The sequence below is a fragment of the Synechococcus sp. WC101 genome (assembly GCF_047461555.1).
Taxonomy (GTDB): Bacteria; Cyanobacteriota; Cyanobacteriia; order Thermostichales; family Thermostichaceae; genus Thermostichus.
Genome location: NZ_JANSHG010000045.1, coordinates 1 through 15,709, shown reverse-complemented (window position 1 = coordinate 15,709; position 15,709 = coordinate 1). Strand labels below are relative to the sequence as shown.

Below are 15,709 nucleotides of genomic sequence, written 5' to 3'. Positions count from 1 at the left end.
GCTCGGTAAGAAAAACTCGCTCCCGGGATCCCAACAGGGCCTGCAGGGGCTCTCGCACCGCGGGGTTGGGGTGGAGAGGCAAGAGGAGGGCCGTGTCGGGGAACTCCGCCAAAATCTGCAGCAGAGCCTGGCCGATGGCTATTAAGGGATCCCCCCAGTTTTCCCGCCGGTGCACAGTAACCAACAAAACCCGATAGCGCCCCCAGTCCAAGCCAGGGATGGGGCAGGGGATCCCAAGCGCAGCTACCTGTAGCAGGGCATCGATGACGGTGTTGCCCGTGCAATAGATAGAGCCGATCACGCGGCTTTGCTTCAGGTTATCCACCGCTTGCGGCGTGGGAGCAAAGTGCAGGCTGGCCAACTGAGAAATGAGACGGCGATTGGCCTCTTCGGGAAAAGGGTGGTAGAGATCGTCGGTGCGCAGGCCGGCTTCCACATGGCCTACTGGAATGCGTTGGTAAAAAGCAGCCAGGGCAGCGGCAAAGGCGGTGGTGGTATCGCCCTGCACCAAAACCAGTTGGGGCCGCTGCGCCTGCAAGTAGGGTTCTAGACCCCGCAGGGTGGCTTCGGTGATGTCGGTCAGGCTTTGGCGGGGACGCATGATCTCCAGATCCCGATCCGCCCGTAGGCCGAAGAGCCGCATCACCTGATCCACCATCTCCCGGTGTTGCCCTGTCAGGATCACCTCGGTGCGCAGGTGGGGACTGGCCCGCAGGGCCTGGATTACCGGAGCCAGCTTAATGGCTTCGGGCCGCGTGCCCAAGATCACAGAAACCAGAGGAAGGGAGGTCATAGGCTCAAGGGCATCGGCGCCTGGGGGAAGCGAGCAACTCTGGCCCCGCTCCAGACAGATCGGCCGTCAAATCGGGTTTTGGAAAGGCCCTGACTGGGATCGGAGGCTCCCGCCTGCCTGGTTCTCAAGTTACGGCAGCACAGCCTCTGTAGATGGGGATGTTTCCGGGGCCAACTATAGGCAAAGAGAAACCAGCAGAGGGCGCTCCCCCCGATCTTAACCCCCGATTGCTCTACCTTTTGCTTCGCCGAAGCCAGCCCTGGGCAGGGATCCGGCAAAAAACATCAAAACCAAACAGCGCTGCTCGCTCCCTGCCCACCTCGCCCAAGTGGGCCCAGAGGCTGCCGGGCCGGGGACAGTTACCAGGGCCTCTAGATCCAGCCAAAAGCCTGGAGAGACAGGAATCCGTATCCGCCCTCTTCTACTGCCCTCCAATAGCTTGCCGAGGGCTATGGCTCGCCGAAACAAATTGCGCAGGGGCGGAGAGACTCTTAGCGGCGTTTGATCCGTGGGTATCTTGCATGTCGTTCGATGGTTGCCTCAGAGGGGCTGAGAGCCCAAAGCTGACCCCGAGCCTATATCCAGCCCATCTCATCACAAACGAGGGTAAACACCGTTGCACAACTGGCCACTAGCAGCGATATAAAGGGCGGCTGGCCATGAGCCATGCAAACAGCCGCTGCCAGCGAAGCGCCCACAGCAGCAGAAAAAGTGCGACCTGCCCAGTTGCCTTTGGAGGGTTTGTCAGAGGGATTAAATTTGTTAAACATTTTGACGCAAGCAATGGGGTACAAAAGGGATGATTCACAAGGATTTCGCCTCAGGCTATCACTCTCAGATGAAATTTCGGCGGGATTCAGGACTATTCTCAATACTTCTTCGCTTAGGCTTCAATCTTTCGTAAAATTGCGCTAAGGTATTCGTAGTCGTCCCGCAACAGCGAGCTCAACTGCCGCCCTGCTTGCACCAACCAGTGGCGATCCCGGTTCAAGATCCGGTAAGTCTGACGGATGACAGCGGCCACCAACTCGTCGCTGGGGATCCCGTTGACACGCAGCAGGGTGCGCAAAAACTCAAAAGAGCGGCAAAACTCCCTTACCTCGCTTTCAGAGCAGGGGTAAACTGGCTGGTGGATCTGGGGCGGGCGCGGCGGCAGATACTGATAAACCCGCCCCCCGCCAACGAAGCCGACAATGGCAGCGCGGAAATCGCTGCGCAACATGGCGAAAATCTGGGGTTGCTGCTCCCGCAGTTCCCGGGGGGAGAGGCCCAAGGCCCTGGGACGGTGAACGGTGTCGATGGGAGTGATGGCGGCATAGCAGACCACTCCATAGATCCAGTTGCCGGTCTCCTCGTCTTGCGAGCGGATCCAACTGCCGAGGGCGGGCAGGGGCGGGAAGCTCAGGCGTTCTGGCTCTAGGCACTGGGCCACAAGGGTGGTGGTGTTGGCCTCCACCACTTCTCCCAGGGCAGAGGGGGGTGGGGAGATGGCTTGGGATCGCATCCTTCCTCCGCTTTCTCAAGGCCAATGGCTGGGAGGTCGCTCTGGGGTCGCGGACAGAGGGGGCAAGCGGGAATGGAGGCAGGGCCGCTGCTCAGCTCTCCAAGGGCAGCCCAGAGCCAGGTGAGGAGGGGGGCAGCGGGGGTTCTTCTGCCGGCTCTGTCTGTTGGTAGCGGGCCTGGGCCCGTTGCAAGGCTTCCCGCACCACCGCAAAGCCAGTGCCTCCAGCGCTGAGCCGCGCGGCCACCACCTGGCGGGGATCGATGGCCGCAAAGATATCCTCCTCAAAGGCTCGATGAAAGCTTTTCCACCGCTCCAGGGGCAGATCTTTGAGCAGAATTCCCTCTGCCACACAGGTACGCACGATCTGACCCACCAGATCGTGGGCGGCGCGAAAGGGGATCCCTTTTCGCACCAGATAGTCGGCCACGTCGGTGGCGTTGGAGAAGTCTTCCTGCACCGCGGCCTCCATGCGTTGGGTTTGGAATTGGATCCCTTCCCGCAGCAGGATGGTCATCGCCTCCAAGCAAGCCTTCACAGTATCGACGGTATCGAAGAGCCCCTCTTTGTCCTCTTGCAAATCTTTGTTGTAGGCCAGGGGCAGCCCCTTCAAGGTGACCAGCAGAGCTTGGAGATGGCCGAACACCCGCCCTGTCTTGCCCCGCACCAATTCCAGCACATCGGGATTCTTCTTCTGGGGCATGAGGCTGGAGCCCGTGGCACAGGCATCGGTGAGGGCGACAAAGCCAAACTCCTGGGTGGCCCAGAGGATGAGCTCTTCCGAGAGACGGCTGAGATGCACCAAGATCAGGCTGGCGGCAGCGTGGAACTCCACCAGGTAGTCCCGGTCGCTGACGGCGTCTAGGCTGTTGGCACTGATGCGCTCAAAGCCCAGCAGATGAGCAACCAGTTGCCGGTCGATGGGCAAGGAAGTGCCGGCCAAGGCCCCGGAGCCCAGGGGACAGACGTTGACCTCTTCCCGCACCCGTCCCAACCGTTGCCAGTCCCGCCAGAGCATTTCTTCATAGGCCAAAAGGTGGTGGGCCAAGCTGATGGGCTGGGCCCGCTGCAGGTGGGTGTAGCCGGGCAGGATTGTCTCCACATGCTGGCTGGCCAAGTCCAACAAAACCCCCCGCAGCTTCCAGAGAGCCTGCCGGATGGTGTCGATTTCATCCCGCAGGTAGAGGCGCAGGTCGGTGGCCACTTGGTCGTTGCGGGAGCGCCCCGTGTGCAGTTTTTTGCCCACTTCCCCCACCAAGGCCACCAGACGGCGCTCGACGGCGTAGTGGACATCTTCCGCCTCAGGGTCAGGCTGGAAGATGCCCTCGGCAACTTCCTTCTCGATCTGCTCCAGCCCCTGCCGAATTTGCTCTGCCTCTTCGCGGCTCAAGATGCCGCAGGCCCCCAGCATCTGCACATGGGCCAGGGATCCGGCCACATCGTAGGGCAAAAGGCGAATGTCGAAGCCAATGCTGGCGTTGAAGCGGGCAATCCTAGGGTGGAGGGATCCCGCAAAGCGTCCGCTCCAGGGGCGCGGGGTGGAAGGTGCCGTCGGCTTAGCCATGGGCTTGGAACGGGGAGAGAGATGACCACCACAGAAAGACTTGGCTGCAGTTGAGGCGGAAAAGAGCAAGCAAGGCAACGACAGCCAAAACGCCGCCACCTTGGGGCCAGGGAATCCGGGCGCCACCGCCTTTAGTGAGAGCTGGTGATGCTCTTGAGCATGTAGCCTGCCACGATCCCTATCAAAAGGGCCCAAATTTGGCCCGATTCCACGAAGTTGTTCCAGCCCTTGCGGATATCGCCCAGCACGTCCTGCCGGAACACCTGGGCGACGATCGCTTCCGTCTGCAAGGCCGGCGAGGCCGGCAAGTAAACTAAGGAGGACTCAGAGCCAGAAGCAGTGGAGTGCATGCATGTACCTCAGGCAAAGGTCAACTGGGAAAGCGGGCCGCCACCTAAGTGGCCTCCCTAGCTAGAGGGTACCCTTAGTTTGAACCTTCGTAGCTAGGTTGGCTCAGAATCGGGCAGTACTTTCAACACCACCAGCGTCGTATCGTCCACCGGCTCAGGCCGCAGGGAAATCTCATCCTGAAACAAGAGCCCTGCATCCACTGGCGGCCCTGGGACAACAGGGTGGGATCCCTGGCGGCCCCGGAAGGCGTCCATCTGCTCAAAAAGGTTCTCCAGGATCTCCTCGGGCGACTCGTAGCGACTGGCAGCCCGCTGGATGGCCTCCATCAGACCTGAAGTCTCCAGCCGCTCCCCGCGGGTATTGGCGGCCTCGACATAGCCATCGGTATAATAAACTACAACATCTCCCGGCTGCAGGTGCACGCAGCTTTCCGAGTATTGGCTGTGTTCCTCCAAGCCGATCAGCGCTCCCTCTGTGTCGAGGGGCTGGATGTCGCGGCTGCGGGCCCGCCACCAGAGGGTGGGGTTGTGGGCGGCGTTGCTGAAACAGAGGCGACGGGAGCGGGGATCGTACTCTGAGTAGAACAGGCTGATAAAGCGATTGGAGTTCTCCAGATCGCTGTACATGGCCCGGTTGAGATGTTGGAGAACGCGGGCCGGCGAGTGGCGGTTGAGGGCTTCTGCCCGTACCATGGCGCGGGTCATGCTCATCAACATGCCGGCAGGGACACCTTTGCCCATCACGTCCCCAATTACGATGGCCAGGCGAAAGTCTTCGGATGGCTCAGGGGAAGGGGCCAGGGATCCAACCGGCTCATCGGCGGCGGCCCTAGAGTTTTCCGGTCGCTCGCTGGGGATCTTAATGAAATCGTAGTAATCGCCCCCCACCTTGCTGGCCACACGGCAGCGGGCTGCCAGCCGAATGCCCGGAACCTGGGGGTACTGGCGGGGCAACAGTTGGGTCTGGATGTAGGAGCCGATCTCCATTTCTTTTTCCAGGGCCATTTTGCGGCGCAAGGCCGCCGTCAAGCGCTCGTTCTCGATAGCCACGCCCGCTTGGTCAGCCACCAACCGCAGCAGTTGTTGGCGACGTTCATTCCACTGGTAGCCGGGCTGACGGCTGAAGACGTACAGGCGCCCCTGGACGGAGCTGCGAATCAACAGCGGCGTCCCGAACAGGCGGACATCTGGCCCCAGACTCTGGCGCAGGCGCTCGTCCAAGAGATGTTCCAGGGCTGGGATCTTCACAGACAGGGATCCCTCGGTTTTTAAAATGGGCTCCTGCGCAGACAGAGCTTGGGCGATCTGCTCCATCTCGGCGCGAATCTGCTCGCGGCGGTCGAGGTCCGAACAATGCAGTTGATCTAGCTGGATGGTGCCGTTGGGGTTGAACAACACCAGCGCGCCGCCGTCGGCAGCGGTGAGTTGGCTGGCCACAAAAGCCGTGAGCTCTAGGATCTGGTTCAGGTTGTTGAAGGAGCGCAGGGCAAAGGCCAATCCCCCCAGCAAATACAGCATCGGCTGCTGGTCTGTCCCCAGCTCTGCCACCGGCTCCGGCTTCGGCGGGGCGGGCAAGATGGCCGGTTTCACTTCCGTCAGCTTTCTCTCCTCCGAGGCCGCCTTGGGCGCACCGGCGGGATCCCCATCTGGGCCAGCTTGGGCCGAGCGCAGATCGCCCTGCTCGTCGGTGGGCGGCAGCGACGCAGCCGGAACGTTGGCGGGAAAGGAGTTTCTGTCCGCGCCTTGGGCAAGCAAAGACTCCGTCCAGGACGAACCCGACAGCCCGGCAGGGGGCTGCGCCGGAAAGGCTTTTTGCGGGCCGTACTCATCCATCGGGAACTTAGAGGCAATCCCTTGGAAACATAACGATGCAGTTTAGCAAAAATATCAAAAGCTTTGTCGCAAAAGTTTCAGCCCAATCCCAATAGTCTTCCTTACGCGCGGCGGCGCTGACGGGATCCCCGGCACAGCTCCTGGTAGAGCTGCTCCAACCGGCTGAGGTTGTGGCTGAGGGTGTAGCGCTCCAGCACCCGCTGGCGGGCTTTCATCCCCAGCAGTTGCGTAAATTCCCGTTGATCCCGCAGCAGGGGCAGCAGCGTTTGCAGCTCCACCGTCACCCGAGCCGGATCCAACAGGATCCCGGCTCCATCGGCCAAAACCTCGCCGTCGGCCCCGACGTCGGTGGCCACCGCCGCCACCCCACAGGCCATCGCCTCCAGCAACGACAAAGAGAGCCCCTCGATTAAAGAGGGCAGGATAAACACGTCGGATCCGCGCAGGATCTCGATGCGCTGCTGCTCGTCGGCAACGTAGCCCAGCCAGTGGATCCCGTGCTGGCGGGTGTAGAAGGGCTTGAGGGTATTGAGCAGCGGCCCATCCCCCACAATGAGCAGGCCGCACTTCTCGCCCATTTGAGCTTGCTTCCAGGCTTTGAGCAAGGCCTCCACATTTTTTTCCGGCGAGATCCGCCCTTGGTAAACGAAGATCCGCTCCAGCCCCAACCGTTGCTTAAGGGTGGAGGGCCCCGGCGAATACTTATCCACGTCGACGCCGTTGGGAATGACCACCACCTGCTCGCGGCTCACCCCTAGCCTGACCAAGATCTGCCGCTGTGTTTCCGAGAAGACGATGGTGCGGTCGTAGTGGGCCAAACAAGGAGCATAGAGCTGGTAGGCCAGGTATTGGGTGCGGGAGGCAATGTTGCGCCGCCGCCGGTCGAAGGCCGGGTGGAAGGTGGCCACCAGCGGCTGGTTGAGCTCCGCACAGATCTCCGGCAAGACAAAGTCGATGGGAGAAATCGTCAGCGAGGCATGCACCAGATCCGGCTGCAACTCCCGCAGCGCCTGGGTGAGCAGCCGCCTGGCGTTGGGAGCTGGGATCGTATAAATCTGCGACTTGTACAGACAGGGCAGGGAGACATCCCGCCCCGCCAGCTCAGCACGCCAACGGCTCCCCGGACGGGATCCCTCTACAGCAGGCGCCTCCAGGCTGGGGGAGGGGCTTTCGTTGGTGAAATGGAAAAAGCTCACCTGATGTCCCCGCTCCAAGAGGCCGTTGGTCACCTCACGGCCATAGGTGACGTTGCCACAGAAAGGTGCCTTCTTGCCTATCCAGGCGATGTGCATGGGCGGATCCCTACGGCGCCAGAACGCTGATCTACAAGGGGATGTGCGATTCCAAAGCCTCTATAAGGGTAGCAGACTCGCATCCCACCTCGGCCCGCTCCTCCCCTCTCAGGGGAGAAACCCAGACCGACAAGGCATTGACAGATACCCAGCCCTACGTCGCAGCTATCCAGCAGAAAAACTTATCTGTGCCCCTCTCTGCCCAGCAGACCCCAGAGGTACAGCCCCGCCGACCCGGTCAGGGCCGCCAGGCCGAGAAACGTCCAGGCAAGGCCGAAATAGGTTTCCGCCACCCCCGCCAAAACCAGCGGCAAACTGAGAGCAATGTTGACCGCATTGTTCTGCAGTCCAAAAACCTTGCCGCGCAGATGTTCGGGGGTCTCCTCCTGGAGCAGGGTTTGCATGGGCACCGCCACCAACGCCCCTCCACAGCCCAGCAGGGCAATCCAAGCCAAGCTGGGAAACAGCTTCCCCTCCGTCCAGGACAAGGCCGCCAAGGACAGACACAGCAACAGGGATCCCAGCCCACTCCAGGCGCGACGGCTCACCTGCCGGCCCGTATGCCCCACCCAAAAGGCCCCAATGGCCATGCCCAGGCCGGCAGCCGCCAGCAACACCCCAAACTGATCTGCCTCCAGCTCCGCCGTCACCTCGGCCATGCGCACCGCCAAGACCGCCAGCGCCGCAAACAGCGAGTAGAGCACCACCATTTGCAGCAGGGCCGCGCGGATCAAGGGCATTTGCCCGATGTATTCCAGGCCCAGCTTGAGATCTTCCCAGAGATGGGGAGCCTCCCAAGGTCTGGGCTCCAGCTTCTCGTGGGGTTGCAACAGCAGCAGCAGGGCTCCCGCCGACAGGTAGGCTCCCCCCACCAACAGCTCTGGCCCCACCTCCCAGCCGGGCAACCACGCACGCCCCCAACGATCCGCCAGCGTTAGCAGCGGCTCGCCGATGGCAAAGCCGGCGATCAGCGAAGCCATCATCGTCGTGGTGTAGAGGGAGTTGGCCGCTAACAGCTCCCGCCTGGGCAGGATCAGGGGCAGAGTGGCCTGTTCGGCAGGGGCAAAAAACTGGGTCAAAACAGACACGGCAAAGCTAATCAACAGCAGCCCGCCAAAGCCCAAAGGGATCCCTGGCCAAAGGTTGCGCCCCGCCGTCAGCCAGAGCAGCGGCGGCAACAGCAGCACCAGGATCCCGCGCACCACGTTGGAGAGCACCAGCACCCCCTTCTTGGGCCAGCGATCCACAAATACCCCCGCCAGGCTGCCCAACAACACCGCCGGCAGCGTAAAAGCCAGCATGATCGCCGCCACCCAGCCGCTGATGGAGGCCCCTTCCGGCTGAAACTGCCTCGAGATCAACCCAATCAGCAGCACCAACAACACCTTGTCGGCCAACTGGGAAAACACCTGCCCTATCCACAGCAGCAGGAAATTGCGTCGGCGCAGCACGGCCAGGAAATTTCTCAGGCCTGGCCCGGCCAGAGCAGCATCCTCCTGCTTCAGCTTCTCGGTTGGGCCGTCGTCTTTGGGATCCTCAGGGAGCGGCTCCGGCAAGGGATTCCCGGACGAACACGCCAGCGAGCCGGAGGGAGGACTTGCCGGCGACTCAAGTGGGGGGGCCTCCGACTTTAGCACCTCAGTTGAAGGAAATGTGGGAGGAAGATCCCGAAGATGAGGAGTCCGCTGGCAGACCTCCGCCTCCCCTTCCGGCCAGTCCCCTCGTCGCTCCAAAGTCATAGTGCCCCGTGTAACCTTTCTCCCTCCCCCGCCTTGGCCCTGACAGGTGCTTTTCATGCCGGCTCGTGCCGCCACTGCTGCTGGACGGAGAGAGGTGCCCTGATCTTAATCTTGGCCCATCCCGCAATCAAACTTGCGCGCCCGTCTCGAGGAGGGGGCGACACCTCCCATCGGTCGCGCCGGCAGGATCTCATCAACCCTCTGCCAAGGACAGGGAGCGCAAGGGATCCGGGATCGACTCGCTGGGGGCCACGAAGCTGCCCTTTTCCACAAAAGTGAGGCGCACCGCCAGCCAACGGATGAAATCCTCATTGGTCGAGACCACTGCCCCCAGCGGCTCCTTTAACTTGTGGCGCAGGGGACGCAGCTCTGGAGCTTCCATGAAAGCCGGCTGGGGCACCCAAAAGAAATCGATGGAGCGATGGTGCTCCTCGTAGTGTCGGCGACGCTCCTCCAGCACTTCCTCCAGAGGTTCAGAGCGCAAAAAAGACAGACTGGCAAGAATAAAGTGGTAGGTGGTGGGCTCAGCAGCAGGCATACTCTACGATTAACATGTGAGACTCGAACACCTAGAGGCGCGCTCCTGGCGAAAACACAACTTCTCCTGTCGGCTCTTCACCCAGAGTTGCCAACTTCAGCCTACTGGCAGGATTAGTTGGCAGACTTGAGTAAATGCGGGGCGGGATCGCGGGAGCTACACAGGGTCTGACAGTCTTCCAACTGCCGGGGGACGGGCAGCCGCGCCATCACCTCCTCAGGCGGCATAGACTGCTCTGAAGCCTGCCTGAGGGTGGGCAGAGCTTGAGCTGCCCATTCCTGCGCCCAGAGGGGTGTTGTTGAGGAGGGTTCCCCCTGCTCCAACAGCTCCTGACAGAGCGCGGTCGAGCGCTCCAAGTCGCCGCTGCCCTGATAGGCCATGACCAGGGCTACCCGCGCCAAAGCGCATTCCTCAGGGTTTATCCTGGAACCGTTGCGCTCCTTCTGGCGGGGCGAGCTCTCGTGAATCGAGCAGCAGTAGCAGAAAGACTCAAGGAGGTTGATCGCCTCTAAGTAGCGCTCCTGCTTGAGAGCAGTGATGCCGGCACGAAGGGATCCATACGGAGGGGACATGAGCCTAAGTATAGAAAAGATTCTGACGCCTTGCACTTAAGGGCGTTGATGACCTAGCTTTTTATCCGAGGTTTCGTGTCTGATACTACTATACAGCCTTTGGCCAGGCGACCGCGAATCTCCTTACCCTCTTAAGCTTTTGGCAAGGGCGCTCAACTCTTACGGGCCAAGATATAAGTGCTGACGTAGTGGGTTTCTCGGCGCAACACCTCACAGCCTGCCTGCTGCAGGCGCACCCCCAGGTCGTCGCGGATGTAGTCCCGGTAGTAGGGTTCGTGGAAGGTTTGCACAAAAGCTTCCATCGTCTCCTCCAGCTCGGGCGAGTCCAGCAGTTGCACCGAGTCGCAGATGACAATGGCGCCCCCCGGCTTCACCACCCGGCTCATCTCGTTGATGACATTTTGGCGGGCCGGGCCGGGCAGCTCGTGGAAGAGAAACACGCTGACAACCGCATCAAAGGTGGCGTCGGCGTAGGGCATGGCCTCGGCATTGGCGCGGATGAGCTGGGGCAGCTCCCCGGGCAACTCCTGCAACAGCCGGTTGGCCTTGCGCAGATAGGCAGGGGAAAGATCCAGGCCGTACAACGCCGCTTTGGGCAGGGATCCCCGCAGCAGGCGCAGCGTGCGCCCGGTGCCACAAGCTACGTCGAGGATGTGGGGGTCGGATAGAGCAGGATCGAGACCATCCTTGAGCAGGCGGATCACCCGTCGCCGCATCGCATCTGCCGCGCCACCAAACAGCAGTTCCACCTGCAGGTCGTAGAGCTCAGCCGAGCTGTCGCTCAGGTAACCGTTGGTTTGGTAATGAAAATTTTGCAGGTAGTATTTTGGATAGCCCTCGGTGGAGATGTCTGGAGAAAACTCTTGGTAGCGCCGGCTGTGTACCCGCTGAGTGATCTGCGGCAGATCCAGCCATACCTGCGGGTAGTAGCGGGCAAAGTCCAGCCAGGGGTTATCGAAAAGAAGGGCGTGAGGGTAGTAACCTGCCTCGGCGTCTTGCCAATCGACCTGTAGCAGCCGTTCGTAACGAGCCCGCAACTCTTGCAAAGTAGCTGGGCTGACCTTCACCCGCTCCCGCGGCGGTAGGGGCTTCCCAGAGGAAAAACTTTGCAGCTCCCTGAGCACAGAGAGCATCAGCTCCAAAGCCTGGGTGGAGAGAGCCTTGTGGGCAAAGCCAAAGAGATTTTTGCCCCACTGAAAAGCGCGGTAAGCAGCTTCTCCGACTGGAGATGGGATCGGCAGCGACAGCTCGGAGCTCAACTGTAAGCTCATAACCCTGCAAGGTGCGAATGCTTAATGTTTGTTTACGTTAGATTATAGCAAGGCAGCGATGCGAAACCGGCAAGTTCTGGGCCTTGGGAGAGTCGGCGAAATTGGAGCTGTAAACACTCCACTTCCCTGAGAGGGAGAGTACTCTATTGGTGTCCCAGGAAGGACGCCTCTGATGCTTCATGCGCTGGAGGAAGAGGCTGAGCAGGTCGAGTAGATTGGGAAAAGGGGGCGCCCGAGCATGACAGCCAAGACGGTGTTGGTCATTGACGATAGCATCATGATCCGCAAGATGGTGGCCAGCATCTTGGCTGACCAGTTTCAGGTGCTGGAGGCCAAAGACGGCCTAGCGGGCCTGGAGGCTGCCAAAAAACATCACCCCGACCTGATCTTGCTGGATTTTGTCATGCCCAAGATGGACGGCTATGACACATTGCAGGCCATCCGGCAGGAAGAGAGCCTGAAGAATACCCCTGTCATCATCATGTCGGGGATGAAAGAGCAGGTAACAGCCCGCGTCCCTGAGCCTTTTGTCGATTTCGATTTTATTGAAAAGCCGTTTGAGGCGGAGGCTCTTCTGGCTCGCATTCAAAAGGCCCTGCAAGTAGCCCCTGCGGCGGCAGCAGAGCCGGGATCGGAAACCAACACCCAGTTGCTCTTGAACAAGCTCACCGCCATCGAGACGCTGCTCATCCAAGGCACGGAAAACCTTATCCAGCGGGAAGTGGTGACGCGGCTTTCTGATCTCAACCAGCGCCTGGAGCGTCAGGAATCCCACAGCGCTAACCTGGAAGAGCAGATCCGTAAGCTCACCAGCGAGGTGGAACGGCACAGCCAGGGCTTGGCCTTGATCGTCAAGGAGCTAAAGCACATCCGCAAGCTGTTGGGGGGATCCTGATGTCTGAGAGGGTTTTTGAGCGCGCCTATCGGCACCTGGATGCGGTGACGGCCCTGTTTGTGGCTGTGCTGCTGATCTCCAACATCGCCTCCACCAAGATCGTGCTCTTGGGGCCGTTTACGTTCGATGGCGGCACCGTCCTTTTTCCCCTCAGCTACATTTTCGGCGACATCCTCACGGAGGTCTACGGCTATGCCCGCTCGCGGCGGGTGATCTGGCTGGGATTTATCTCGGCGGCCCTGATGTCGGCGACCTTGATGATCGTGGGATCCCTGCCGGCAGCCCCCGACTGGCCCTACCAGGAAGCCTACAAACAGATTCTCGGCCTTACCCCGCGCATTGTACTGGCCAGCCTAATTGCCTACTGGAGCGGCAGCTTTGCCAATGCCTATGTGCTGGCCCGCCTGAAGGTGTGGACGCGGGGACGCTGGCTGTGGACACGCACCATCAGCTCCACCCTGGTGGGCCAGGCGGTGGATACGGGCCTGTTTATTCTCATCGCCTTCTGGGGGGTGTTTCCCGGTCTGATGAGCCTCATTGTCTCCAACTACGTGTTCAAGTGTGCCGTTGAGGCGGTCTGTACGCCCCTGACCTATGTCATCACCGGCTGGCTGAAGCAGCAAGAACAGGAAGACTACTTTGACGTGGCAACCGACTTCAACCCTTTCCGAATGCAGTCCGTATCTGGGTAGTTCATTCGTCCATGGCTGCCCCGACGGATATGGCCAAAAGAGGGATCCCAGTTTTGGTATAGTCAGCTAGAAACCGCAGGAGCCCCGCCCTGTACCCCCCTATATCCCCCCGTATACGGGGGGACTGGGGGGCCGGGGGCCGTGCCGGTCAGGCTCGGGAGGAATGCGGACGACGTATAATCGTGACATGGCCCAAGTCCTGACTATCTCCTGCAAACTCAAGGTGTCTGTGTCGCAAGCCGCCAAGCTGGATGCGACCCTGGATGCCTTCGCAAAGGCACTGAACTGCGTGAATGAGAACACACCAGAGAAGATAGTCAACGCCGTCAAGCTCCAATCTCTCTGCTACCGCGAGATTCGTACCCGCTTCGGACTATCCAGCAACCTGGCACAACAGGTGTGCAGAAGGTTAGCCGGTGCCCGCAAGGTTGCCCAGCAGAAAAACCGTCCAGTCAAGGCGTTCAAGTCTGGCTTTGTTACCTACGATGCCCGCATCTTCTCGTTCCGTGAGAAGGACTGGACGGTGTCGCTGACCACCGTTGAGGGACGGGAACGCTTTGAACTGGATATAGGTCACTACCAGCGCGGCCTGCTAGCGGGTTCAAATCCCAAAGCAGCCACGTTGGTCAAGCGCCAAGGCGGCTCCTACTCCATCCAGATTGGCGTGGAGTCTGAGGTGCCGGAGCCGGAGCACGCCGTCAAGGCCATTGGTGTGGACTTGGGTAGGAGAGATATTGCCCACACCTCTGAGGGAGATAACTGGAATGGACAGCAGTTGAACCAGGTCAGAGACCACTACTCCCGTTTGAGAGGGGTTCTCCAACGCAAGGCCAGCAAGGGCACACGCAGTACACGACGTCGGTGTCAGCAACTGCTGCAACGGCTGTCTGGTCGGGAGAGACGCTTTCAAACTTGGGTGAACCACTGCATCTCCAAGTCGATTGTTGCTAGGGCACTGGCCACTCACCGTTTTATTGCCTTGGAAGACCTGACCGGGATCCGGGAGCGGGTCAACCGGCAGCCGCGCAGCAAGACGGAGCGGCGGCGGGCAAACAGTTGGGCGTTCTACCAGTTGCGGCAGTTTGTGCACTGCAAGGCGATGCGGGCAGGGGTGAAGGTTGTGGTGGTTTCGCCGGCCTACAGCTCGCAGACCTGCCACCAGTGCCTGTGGATTGGGCAACGGGAAGGGAAGCATTTTCGCTGTGTGAACCCGGCTTGTGGTTGGGAAGGGGATGCAGATTTGAACGGTGCCAACGTGATTGCACTTTTGGGGGTCGCTGTAAACCAGCCCCCCTACATCCCCCCGCCCCCCTGCCCCCCGTATACGGGGGGTTGGGGGGCTGGAAGGGGGGGCGGTCGGAGCCGGGTAGTTTACAGCGTTATCCTATCTACCCTGCCGCCGGTGCGCAGCGAGCCGGATCAGGTTGGGCAGCCCGGTGTTGTCGGGAGCTTTTATCCAAGACAAGACTTTTGTGAGGGATCCAGACCATGATGCTCATTTTCCAAATTGCTTTGTTGGTGTTGGTGCTTTACAGCTTGCTGTTGGTGGTGGCAGTGCCGGTGCTCTTCAGCTCGGCCAGCGACTGGAGCCGGGCCAAGAATGTGATTTTGGTGGGATCCCTGCTCTGGGTGCTGATGGTGATCGGGGTGGGGGTACTTAGTTTCTTTAAGTGATATCCTTCGACGCCCATCCCCCAGGCTCCTGGACGTTGCAGAGCATCAGGGTTGCGACTGCAAGGTTCTGGGGGCGGGGAAAACTGCGCATCTCCGCACCCGCGTGGGCCTTGAGCGCTCTCGGTAGAAGGGATCCCACCCCTTACAATGGATAGCAATTTAATTTAATCTCATGGCCTTGCTGCTCCCTAGGTCAGCGGCAAGTTGTGCCTACACTGATGTCTTTTGGGAGGTTTGGGTGTTGAGAGCAGTGAAGCGTTCGTGGAGCCTCCGCTTGGCCCGGCTGGGGACGAGGCTGATTTTGGCAGGCTTGTTGGTAGGGGTGCTGTCCCCTTCGGCAGCGGCGCAGTCGGGCCTGGTGATCACCGGCAGCGAAGGGGTACCTGTCCTCAGCTACCGGCTGGATTTTCGCGGCATTCGCGGTCGGTTGGATCGCTATCGCCTGACGATCCCGCCTCAGAACGTGGCGGTGGCAGAGGTGCAGATCAACGGGGATAGAAATTTCGATGCCGTCATCGACCCGGAGAACGTGCGCCTAGAGGTGGAGGGCAAGCCGGTGGAGCTGGCGGAAGTGTACTGGAACGAGGAGTTTCGCTCTTTGGAGGTGGTGGCCCGTCAGCCCATTGCCGCCGGCCAGGAGATCCGCTTGGTGCTCTCCAATGTGCGCAATCCTTCCGCTGCCGGCATCTACCGGGTAGAGGCGCGGGTACGGGGGACAGAGCCCAACCCCCTCTTCCGCAATGTGGGCAACTGGCTCATCACCATCGACGATCCGGAGCGGCTCACTTTCTAAGGGCAGCTCCCTTCGAGCGGGGGAGAGTTTTGAGAGTGGATCCCTGAACAGGGGGTTTCGGGCGTAGCCCTTTTCAGAGACAGGGCAAGGCTGGTGAGGTACTGCGGCATCTCTATCTCCCCTCTCCCTAAGGGAGAGGGGTTGGGGGTGAGGGAAACTCCCCTCCAGACAGTAGCCTGGCGTACTGGGAGAGGCTTTCTTT

General features: G+C 60.6%; 14 protein-coding genes and 1 pseudogene. 5 read left to right on the top strand and 10 right to left on the bottom strand.

The annotated features are described in order from the left end of the window. The 10 genes from wecB to NW809_RS04795 form a co-directional block, all read right to left on the bottom strand. A partial coding sequence (gene wecB / locus NW809_RS04840) for a non-hydrolyzing UDP-N-acetylglucosamine 2-epimerase (protein WP_414401644.1) occupies positions 1-793 on the bottom strand: 793 nt, incomplete at its 3' end. An 883-nt stretch (positions 794-1,676) separates the two neighbouring features. Then, positions 1,677-2,297, bottom strand: a complete 621-nt coding sequence (locus tag NW809_RS04835; protein ID WP_011429026.1) for a hypothetical protein — start codon at positions 2,295-2,297, stop codon at positions 1,677-1,679. 91 nt (positions 2,298-2,388) lie between these two features. Then, the gene (gene argH, locus NW809_RS04830; protein ID WP_414401643.1) at positions 2,389-3,858 is read right to left on the bottom strand and encodes an argininosuccinate lyase; all 1,470 of its coding nucleotides are present in this window, start codon (positions 3,856-3,858) and stop codon (positions 2,389-2,391) included. A 131-nt stretch (positions 3,859-3,989) separates the two neighbouring features. Beyond that, entirely contained in the window at positions 3,990-4,208 is a 219-nt protein-coding gene (locus NW809_RS04825; protein ID WP_414401642.1) for a hypothetical protein, read from the bottom strand. Positions 4,209-4,301: 93 nt separating this feature from the next. Further along, entirely contained in the window at positions 4,302-6,041 is a 1,740-nt protein-coding gene (locus NW809_RS04820) for a PP2C family protein-serine/threonine phosphatase (RefSeq protein ID WP_228375389.1), read from the bottom strand. A 101-nt stretch (positions 6,042-6,142) separates the two neighbouring features. Then, positions 6,143-7,333 (bottom strand): glycosyltransferase family 4 protein, encoded by a 1,191-nt coding sequence (locus NW809_RS04815; RefSeq protein WP_011429021.1) that lies wholly within the window; start codon positions 7,331-7,333, stop codon positions 6,143-6,145. A 182-nt stretch (positions 7,334-7,515) separates the two neighbouring features. Beyond that, complete coding sequence (locus NW809_RS04810; protein WP_414401641.1) at positions 7,516-9,072, bottom strand: MFS transporter; 1,557 nt, start codon at positions 9,070-9,072, stop codon at positions 7,516-7,518. A 193-nt stretch (positions 9,073-9,265) separates the two neighbouring features. Beyond that, positions 9,266-9,610: an MgPME-cyclase complex family protein gene (locus NW809_RS04805; protein ID WP_414401640.1), complete on the bottom strand. Its 345-nt coding sequence runs from the start codon at positions 9,608-9,610 to the stop codon at positions 9,266-9,268. A 113-nt stretch (positions 9,611-9,723) separates the two neighbouring features. Beyond that, on the bottom strand, positions 9,724-10,182 hold the full coding sequence (locus tag NW809_RS04800) for a hypothetical protein (protein ID WP_049749696.1): 459 nt from the start codon (positions 10,180-10,182) through the stop codon (positions 9,724-9,726). 152 nt (positions 10,183-10,334) lie between these two features. After that, a complete protein-coding gene (locus NW809_RS04795; RefSeq protein ID WP_011429016.1) occupies positions 10,335-11,453 on the bottom strand; it encodes a class I SAM-dependent methyltransferase in 1,119 nt (372 codons plus the stop codon). A gap of 238 nt (positions 11,454-11,691) precedes the next feature. On the opposite strand from NW809_RS04795, the gene NW809_RS04790 reads away from it, so the two are divergent. From NW809_RS04790 to NW809_RS04770, 5 genes and pseudogenes are all read left to right on the top strand, one after another. After that, positions 11,692-12,348: a response regulator gene (locus NW809_RS04790; RefSeq protein WP_011429015.1), complete on the top strand. Its 657-nt coding sequence runs from the start codon at positions 11,692-11,694 to the stop codon at positions 12,346-12,348. Beyond that, positions 12,348-13,040, top strand: a complete 693-nt coding sequence (locus tag NW809_RS04785) for a queuosine precursor transporter (RefSeq protein ID WP_011429014.1) — start codon at positions 12,348-12,350, stop codon at positions 13,038-13,040. Before NW809_RS04790 ends, NW809_RS04785 begins: the two co-directional genes overlap by 1 nt. Positions 13,041-13,227: 187 nt before the next feature. After that, positions 13,228-14,331, top strand: a pseudogene (locus NW809_RS04780) (RNA-guided endonuclease InsQ/TnpB family protein); the annotation flags it as partial. A gap of 197 nt (positions 14,332-14,528) precedes the next feature. After that, a complete protein-coding gene (gene psbZ / locus NW809_RS04775; RefSeq protein WP_011429012.1) occupies positions 14,529-14,714 on the top strand; it encodes a photosystem II reaction center protein PsbZ in 186 nt (61 codons plus the stop codon). 250 nt (positions 14,715-14,964) lie between these two features. Then, on the top strand, positions 14,965-15,507 hold the full coding sequence (locus NW809_RS04770) for a DUF2808 domain-containing protein (protein ID WP_414390185.1): 543 nt from the start codon (positions 14,965-14,967) through the stop codon (positions 15,505-15,507). The last annotated feature ends 202 nt before the right edge of the window (positions 15,508-15,709 follow it).